This window comes from Burkholderia sp. (genome assembly GCF_018375725.1).
GTDB lineage: Bacteria > Pseudomonadota > Gammaproteobacteria > Burkholderiales > Burkholderiaceae > Burkholderia.
Map to the genome: position 1 here is coordinate 1 of NZ_JAHACR010000215.1, position 7,491 is coordinate 7,491.

The following is a 7,491-nucleotide window of genomic DNA, read 5'->3' on the forward strand; positions in this document are numbered from 1 at the left end:
CGGTCGCGACGAGCGGCATCGTGTTCGCGTTCAACGGCTTCCAGAGCCCGGTCAACCTGGCGGGCGAGGCGCGCAATCCGGCGCGCAGCGTGCCGTTCGCGGTGATCGCATCGATCCTGCTCGCGCTCGTGATCTATGTGCTGCTGCAGGTTGCGTATATCGGCGCGGTGAATCCGCCTGACGTCGCGCAGGGTTGGGCGCATTTCAACTTCTCGTCGCCGTTCGCCGAACTGGCGATCGCGCTGAATCTGAACTGGCTCGCGATCCTGCTGTACGTCGATGCGTTCATCAGCCCGAGCGGCACCGGCACGACGTACATGGCGACGACGACCCGCATGATCTACGCGATGGAGCGCAACAACACGATGCCGAAGATGTTCGGCAACGTGCATCCGTTCTACGGCGTGCCGCGCCAGGCGATGTGGTTCAACCTGCTGGTTTCCTTCATCTTCCTGTTCTTCTTCCGCGGCTGGAGCTCGCTCGCGGCGGTGATCTCGGTCGCAACGGTGATTTCGTACCTGACCGGCCCGATCAGCCTGATGGCGCTGCGCCGTGCGGCGACCGACATCGAGCGTCCGCTGTCGATTGCGGGCATGCGCGTGATCGCGCCGTTCGCATTCGTCTGCGCATCACTGATCCTGTACTGGGCGAAGTGGCCGCTGACGGGCCATATCATCCTGCTGATGGTCGTCGCGTTGCCGGTGTACTTCTACTTCCAGAGCAAGGCGGGCTGGGGCGGCTGGGGTCGCGACCTGAAGGCCGCGTGGTGGCTCGTCGCGTATCTGCCGGCAATGGCCCTGCTGTCGCTGATCGGCAGCAAGGAGTTCGGCGGTTACGGTCTGCTGCCGTACGGTTGGGACATGGTCGTCGTCGCGGCGATTTCGCTGATGTTCTATTACTGGGGCGTGAGCAGCGGTTACCGCAGCGAGTATCTCGACGAGCGTGAATCGACCGACGAGATCCTCGAGGGCATCGGCGTCTGACACCACGCTGGGCTGTCGCCAGATCGGGGGCGACGGTTGTCGAACAAGCCCGTCCGAGCCAGGCTCGGGCGGGTTTTTTTGTTGGCGGGCGCGGGACGCGTCGCTATGCAGCCGCGCTGGCGAACACGTAGTTCGTCATCGCCAGCACACGCTGGTAGGTGCCGAGCGACTGGATGCCGAGCTGGTAATCGTCGTCGGCCGCGCCGAGCGCGGCAAATACCGGCAGCAGATGCTCGTCGGTCGGATGCATCAGCGTGGCATGCGGCGCCAGACGGCGATAGTCGAGCAGCGCGTCGATGTCGCGTTCGGCGAGTTTCGTTTCGAACCAGGCGGTGAACTCGATCACGCGCGGGTCGGCCTCTTCGGGCGTCGCGTTGAAATCGGCCTCGCGCAGGTTATGCGTGATCTGGCCCGAGCCGATCACCATCACGCCTTCGTCACGCAGTGGCCGCAGCGCACGGCCGAGCCGGAAATGATGGGCCGCATCCGACTGCGGCTGGATCGACAATTGCGCGACCGGCGCGTCGGCTTCCGGAAACATCAGCAGCATGGGCACCCACGCGCCGTGATCCAGCCCGTGCTCGTGTGTCGTGGTCGCGATGCCGGCGGCATCGAGCAACCCGGCTGCACGTTCGGCGACCTCCGGCGCGCCCGGCGCCGGGTACTGGATGTCGTACAGCGCGCGTGGGAATCCGTAGAAGTCATGGATCGTTTCGGGCCGCTGCGCGATGCTCGCAACAGGTTGTCGCGTGCCCCAGTGTGCGGACAGCATCAGCACCGCGCGCGGGCGCGGCAGTTCCGTGCCGAGATGGGTGAACGCGCCGGACGGCAGCGTCGGATCGATCGGCAGCGTCGGTGCGCCGTGGGACAGGAAAAGCGAAGGCAAGCGGTTCATGGCGGTGGCCTGCGAATGATGGTGCCGCGACTATAGATCCGCGTTGGGAATGGATAAACCTTCTGCGCGGACTTTATTCGATCGTAATTGTTGATAATGATCGGGTGATTTCACGTGCTCGCCGGCACGCGACGCGATTTTCCATGAGGTTGTCGGAAGATGCGCGGAGAAAGGATGAAATGGACGCTGAGGCGCCGTTACTGCGCGTGCCGAATCCCTTCCCAGGGCGTCGTCAGCGGTGCGCTGAGCGCGAACAGGTCAAGCACCCGCGTGACCGTATGATCGACCAGCTCTTCGATCGACTTCGGCATGGTGTAGAAGGCCGGCAGCGGCGGGAAGACGATGCCGCCCATTTCGGTGACGGCCGTCATGTTGCGCAGATGCGCGAGGTTGAACGGCGTTTCCCGCACAAGCAGCACGAGACGGCGGCGCTCCTTGAGCGTGACGTCGGCGGCGCGGGTGATCAGGTTGTCTGACAGGCCATGCGCGACGCTGGCGAGCGTCTTCATCGAGCACGGCGCGATCACCATGCCATCGGTCGCGAACGACCCGGACGCGATTGTCGCGCCGACGTCGCGCACCGAATGCACGACATCCGCACGGCGTTCGACGTCGGCCTTCGACAGCTTCAGTTCATGCTGGATATTGAGCCAGCCGGCGCTCGAAATCAGCAGATGCGTTTCGACGCCGCCGGCGGCGCGCAGCATGTCGAGCAGCCGCACGCCGTAGATCGCGCCGGTGGCGCCGGTGATCGCGACGATCAGCCGGCGAGGCGGCGCGATGCGAGGTTCCATCGGGGAAGGGGCGTTACGCGGCGGCGAACAGCTGCTGCAGCTCACCCGACTGGTACATCTCCATCATGATGTCCGAGCCGCCGATGAATTCGCCATTCACGTACAGCTGCGGAATGGTCGGCCAGTTCGAGAATGCCTTGATGCCCTGGCGGATTGCTTCGTCCTCGAGCACGTTGACCGTCTTGAACTGCTCGACGCCGCAGGCTTTCAGCACTTGCACGGCGCGGCCGGAGAAGCCGCACATCGGGAATTGCGCATTGCCCTTCATGAAGAGCACGACGGGGTTTTCGTCGACGATTTGCTTGATACGTTGTTGGGTGTCCATGACTGACCTTGCGTTAGCGGGCATTGGAACGAAATGATAGCGGATTTCTACCGGGCGGGCCGGGTGTCAGCCGGGCCGGCGGCCGCCGGTCGTGCGTTCGATCGCGGCGAGATCGGTGAGCGACTCGATCGCGACGAAGCCGTGCGCGGCCAGGATCGTGCGAACCGCGTCCGCCTGATCGTAGCCGTGCTCGATCCACAGCGAGCCGCCCGCTTTCAGGCGCGCCCCGGCGCCCGCGACGATCGTGCGGATGGCGGTGAGGCCGTCGGCGTCGTCGGTAAGTGCGCCGCGCGGCTCGAAGCGCAGATCGCCCTGCGACAGATGGGGATCGTGCTGCGCGATGTACGGCGGATTGCTGGCGATGGCGTCGAAGACGAGCGCCGGATCGAGCGCGGCGTACCAGTCGCTTGCGACGAAATGCAGCGGTCCGCCGGGGCGCGGCGCATCGAGCAGCTTGTCCGCGTTGCGCCGCGCGACGGCGAGCGCCGCGGTTGAACGGTCGAGCGCCCACACCTGCGCGTCGGGCCGTTCGGCGGCGATCGACACCGCGATCGCGCCGCTGCCGGTGCCGAGATCGAGCACGGCCGGATGCGCGATGCCGTCGATCGCGTCGAGTGCTGCGTCGACGAGCAGTTCGGTTTCCGGGCGGGGGATCAGCACGTCCGGCGTGACGTCGAACGGCCGCCCGAAAAATTCGCGCATCCCGACCAGTTGCGCGACCGGCTCGCCGGCGCTGCGGCGCGCCTCGAGCGCGAGATAGCGTTCGACTTCGGCGGCGCCGAGCGGCTCGTCGCCGCGGGTGATCAGCTGCGTGCGGGTCCAGCCGAGCGCGTGCGCGAGCAAAACGCGCGCGTCGACCGGGTCGAGCGGCGACGCGCGCAGCAGTTCGATGGCTGTCATGGCGCTCATGGCTGGCCTCAGTCGGCGTCGCCGAGCGACGCGAGCAGCTCGGCCTGATGTTCGCTGACAAGCGTGGCGATCAGCTCGTCGAGGTCGCCATCCATCAACGCCTCGAGTTTGTAGAGCGTCAGGTTGATCCGGTGATCGGTCATCCGGCCCTGCGGAAAGTTGTAGGTGCGGATGCGCTCCGAGCGGTCGCCCGAGCCGATCAGGCTCTTGCGCGTCGCGGCTTCCTTCGCGTGCTGTTCGTGATACTGCTTGTCCTTGATCCGGGCGGCGAGCACCTTCAGCGCGCGATCCTTGTTCTTGTGCTGCGAGCGGTCGTCCTGGCATTCGACGACGATGCCGGTCGGAATGTGCGTGATGCGCACCGCCGAATCGGTCTTGTTGATGTGCTGGCCGCCCGCGCCGGACGCCCGGAACGTGTCGATCCGCAGATCGGCCGGATTGATCTCGACCTCGGCGATCTCGTCGGCTTCGGGCATCACCGCGACCGTGCACGCGGACGTATGGATGCGGCCCTGCGTCTCGGTCGCCGGCACGCGCTGCACGCGGTGGCCGCCCGATTCGAACTTGAGCCGCGAATACGCACCCTGCCCGGCGATCCGCACGATCACTTCCTTGTAGCCGCCCAGATCCGACGCGCTTTCCGACATCATCTCGACTTGCCAGCGCTGCCGTTCCGCGTAGCGCAGATACATGCGCAGCAGGTCGCCCGCGAACAGCGCCGACTCGTCGCCGCCCGTACCCGCGCGAATTTCGAGGAAGATGTTGCGCTCGTCGTTCGGATCCTTCGGCAGCAGCATCGTCTGCAGCTCGGTTTCGATCTGGCCCATGCGGTCGCGGGCGCTTCTGAGTTCGTCCTCGGCGAAGTCGCGCATCGACGCGTCGCCGAGCAGTTCCTGCGCGGCCGTTTCGTCGTTGCGGGCCTGCCGCCACAGCGCGTAATGCTCGACGACCGGGCCGATTTCCGCATGTTCACGCGTGAGTCGGCGGTACTGGTCGAGGTCGGCCGTGACATTTTCGCGGCTCAGCAGGTCATTAAGTTCGGCCAGCCGGATGGACAGCTGGTCGAGCTTGCTTTGCATGCTCGGTTTCATGGTGTGGAGCAGCGCTCCCGGGCAAGGAAATCGGAAAAGGGAAAGCCGCCCGGATGGACGGCGAAACGGGGGCCCGGCGCTAGTGGCCGGACGGGTCGTTCGAGCGCGGCGCGTGCTGGTAGAAGCCGCGCATCAGGTCGATCAGCGATTCGCGATCGGTGCCGCTGGCGCGATTGAGCGCGCTCGTCGGGCCGTGGATCAGCTTGTTGGTCAGCGCCTGCGACAGCGCCTCGAGCACGGCGGCCGGATCGTCGCCGCGCGCGAGCATTTTCTGCGCCTTGTCGACTTCGGCGCGGCGCAGTGCATCGGCCTGCGTATGCATGTGGCGGATCACCGGCACGACGCTGCGCGTGTCGAGCCATTGCATGAAATTCTCCACGCGCGTCTCGATGATCGTCTCGGCCTGCGCGACCGCGGCCTGGCGCGATGCGTTGCCTTCGCGCACGATCGCGCCGAGATCGTCGACGGTATAAAGGAACACGTCCTTCAGCTTGCCGGCTTCGGGCTCGATGTCGCGCGGCACGGCAAGGTCGACCATGAAGATCGGCCGGCGACGGCGCGCCTTCACCGCGCGTTCGACGGCGCCAAGGCCGATGATCGGCAGCGTCGATGCGGTGCACGACACGATGATGTCGAACTCGTGCATCCGCGTGGGCAGGTCGGACAGCGGCATCGCACGGCCATTGAAGCGTTCGGCGAGTTTCTGGCCCCGCTCGGCCGTGCGGTTCGCGACGACCAGCTCGCGCGGATTCTGCGCGGCGAAGTGCGTCGCGCACAGTTCGATCATCTCGCCGGCGCCGATGAACAGCACGCGCTGATCGGACACCTTTTCGAAGATGCGCTGCGCGAGCCGAACCGCGGCGGCCGCCATCGACACCGACTGCGTGCCGATTTCGGTGGTGCCGCGTACTTCCTTCGCGACCGCGAAGGTACGCTGGAACAGCTGGTTCAGGTATGTGCCGAGCGCGCCGGCCTCCGACGCGGTACGCACCGCGTCCTTCATCTGGCCGAGGATCTGCGTTTCGCCGAGCACCATCGAGTCGAGGCCCGACGCGACACGGAACGCGTGCCGGACCGCTTCCGATTGCGGCAGCGCGTAAACGTGCGGCGCCAGTTCGTCGACCGGGATGCGGTGATAGTCCGACAGCCAGCGCACCGCCGCCTCGCGGGCCGCACGGTCGTCGGTCGCGCAATAGAGCTCGGTGCGGTTGCAGGTGGAGAGGATGGCGGCTTCCGGCGCGTTGGGTGCCTGAGGCCCGAGAAACACATTCTTGAACATGACGAGCGCCGGCTTGATCTGCTCGACCGGAAACGCCACGCGTTCGCGCAGGGCGACAGGCGCAGTGTGGTGGTTGATTCCGATCGTGAGGAGTTGCATATCAAGGGCTATCGTTTTGCCCCATATTATAGCGTTTTGATGATCTCCTCACCGGAAGCGTATCGGGCGTCCGCGAGCGGCGGCCGTAAATTCTGGGGCTCGATCGGCACCTGATCGAGCTGGTAGCCGTAGCCATACAGCGGCTGTAGCCGGTAACCGCGCTCCGGCAGCAGCCGCAGCTTGCTGCGCAGACGGGACGCGTGTGTGTCGAGCGTACGCGACTTCATGTCGCGTCGGCGGGCCCAGACCGTTTCCAGGATGTGGGCGCGCGACACCGGCCGGGACATGTTCGCGAACAGCAGCAGCGCAAAGCGGAATTCCTTCGGCGTGAGCGAGACGACCTTATCGCCGAAGCGGACGAGGGAATGGGTGGCTTCGAACTCGTATTCGCCGAAGGTATCGCGCGAGCGGTGCGGCGGCCGTCTGACCCCCGCGCGCCGGAGCAGCGCATTGACGCGTGCGAGCAGTTCCGGGCCGCGCACCGGTTTTTCGATGCAGTCGTCGGCGCCAGCATGCAGGCATGACACGATCTCGCTTTCGCGCGGCAGCGTCATGAGCGCGATGGCGGGCAGGCCGGGCAGGATCGCGCGCGCCTGCGGAATGATTTCTTCGGCGGACCGGTCGCCCGCCCAGTAGTCGGTGATGACCAGGTCGCAGGTTTCGGTGGCGAGCCATTCGAGAAACGAAGCGCCGGTCGGAAACGCATGGCAGAGGTGGCCACCGGCGAAGAGAAGGCGGTCCAGTAGCGACGCGTGACTCGCATCCGGGTCGATCAGAGCTATTCGCATGTGAATTTCATCAGCGCGACAGCCGACGCGCGCTTGCCATAACGTTGGGTCGGCCCCTAAACTCGAAAGTTGCGTGGCAAGCAGGGTGCCGTTCCCGGATTGGATGGATGGGATCGATGCTAGCCGCGGGAGTCGTTCACGCCTATTGGACGAATCTGAATTTAAAAAAAGGCGTCGAATGAACTGGTTTGGAATCATCGTTCTGGGAACGGCCGTCGGGCTGTTCGGCACGTGGCTGCATCCCATGCGGCGCGCCGGACGGCCAGCTTGGTGGTTCGCGGTGCTCGTCGGCATCGCAGGCGCTGGGGCAGCCAGGATCGCCGGCAAT

The 7,491-nt window shown here is 65.7% G+C and carries 8 protein-coding genes; 1 reads left to right on the forward strand and 7 read right to left on the reverse strand.

Annotation, left to right across the window (positions count from 1 at the left end; genetic code table 11):
* The coding region (locus tag KH616_RS18570) for an APC family permease (protein ID WP_292249608.1) at positions 1-983 on the forward strand (983 nt) is incomplete at its 5' end.
* A 103-nt stretch (positions 984-1,086) separates the two neighbouring features.
* Here the strand turns inward: KH616_RS18570 and KH616_RS18575 are convergent.
* From KH616_RS18575 to KH616_RS18605, 7 genes are all read right to left on the reverse strand, one after another.
* Positions 1,087-1,878, reverse strand: coding sequence for a class III extradiol ring-cleavage dioxygenase (locus KH616_RS18575; protein WP_292249609.1), 792 nt, complete (start codon positions 1,876-1,878; stop codon positions 1,087-1,089).
* Positions 1,879-2,075: 197 nt separating this feature from the next.
* The gene (locus tag KH616_RS18580; RefSeq protein ID WP_292249610.1) at positions 2,076-2,672 is read right to left on the reverse strand and encodes a UbiX family flavin prenyltransferase; all 597 of its coding nucleotides are present in this window, start codon (positions 2,670-2,672) and stop codon (positions 2,076-2,078) included.
* A 13-nt stretch (positions 2,673-2,685) separates the two neighbouring features.
* Positions 2,686-2,997: a Grx4 family monothiol glutaredoxin gene (gene grxD / locus KH616_RS18585; RefSeq protein ID WP_292249611.1), complete on the reverse strand. Its 312-nt coding sequence runs from the start codon at positions 2,995-2,997 to the stop codon at positions 2,686-2,688.
* 66 nt (positions 2,998-3,063) lie between these two features.
* Positions 3,064-3,906 (reverse strand): peptide chain release factor N(5)-glutamine methyltransferase, encoded by an 843-nt coding sequence (gene prmC / locus KH616_RS18590; RefSeq protein ID WP_292249612.1) that lies wholly within the window; start codon positions 3,904-3,906, stop codon positions 3,064-3,066.
* Between the two features lie 8 nt (positions 3,907-3,914).
* Positions 3,915-4,997 carry a peptide chain release factor 1 gene (prfA, locus tag KH616_RS18595; protein WP_292249613.1) on the reverse strand — a complete coding sequence of 361 codons (1,083 nt, stop codon included), beginning with the start codon at positions 4,995-4,997 and terminating at the stop codon, positions 3,915-3,917.
* 79 nt (positions 4,998-5,076) lie between these two features.
* Positions 5,077-6,375 carry a glutamyl-tRNA reductase gene (hemA, locus tag KH616_RS18600; protein ID WP_292249614.1) on the reverse strand — a complete coding sequence of 433 codons (1,299 nt, stop codon included), beginning with the start codon at positions 6,373-6,375 and terminating at the stop codon, positions 5,077-5,079.
* A gap of 26 nt (positions 6,376-6,401) precedes the next feature.
* Positions 6,402-7,163 (reverse strand): response regulator transcription factor, encoded by a 762-nt coding sequence (locus tag KH616_RS18605; protein WP_292249615.1) that lies wholly within the window; start codon positions 7,161-7,163, stop codon positions 6,402-6,404.
* Between the last annotated feature and the right edge of the window lie 328 nt (positions 7,164-7,491).

Bases quoted from the DNA above. Each gene is read 5' to 3' on its own strand.
- KH616_RS18575 (WP_292249609.1), bottom strand. From the start codon at position 1,878: ATGAACCGCTTGCCTTCGCTTTTCCTGTCCCACGGCGCACCGACGCTG.
- KH616_RS18580 (WP_292249610.1), bottom strand. From the start codon at position 2,672: ATGGAACCTCGCATCGCGCCGCCTCGCCGGCTGATCGTCGCGATCACC.
- grxD (WP_292249611.1), bottom strand. From the start codon at position 2,997: ATGGACACCCAACAACGTATCAAGCAAATCGTCGACGAAAACCCCGTC.
- prmC (WP_292249612.1), bottom strand. From the start codon at position 3,906: ATGAGCGCCATGACAGCCATCGAACTGCTGCGCGCGTCGCCGCTCGAC.
- prfA (WP_292249613.1), bottom strand. From the start codon at position 4,997: ATGAAACCGAGCATGCAAAGCAAGCTCGACCAGCTGTCCATCCGGCTG.
- hemA (WP_292249614.1), bottom strand. From the start codon at position 6,375: ATGCAACTCCTCACGATCGGAATCAACCACCACACTGCGCCTGTCGCC.
- KH616_RS18605 (WP_292249615.1), bottom strand. From the start codon at position 7,163: ATGCGAATAGCTCTGATCGACCCGGATGCGAGTCACGCGTCGCTACTG.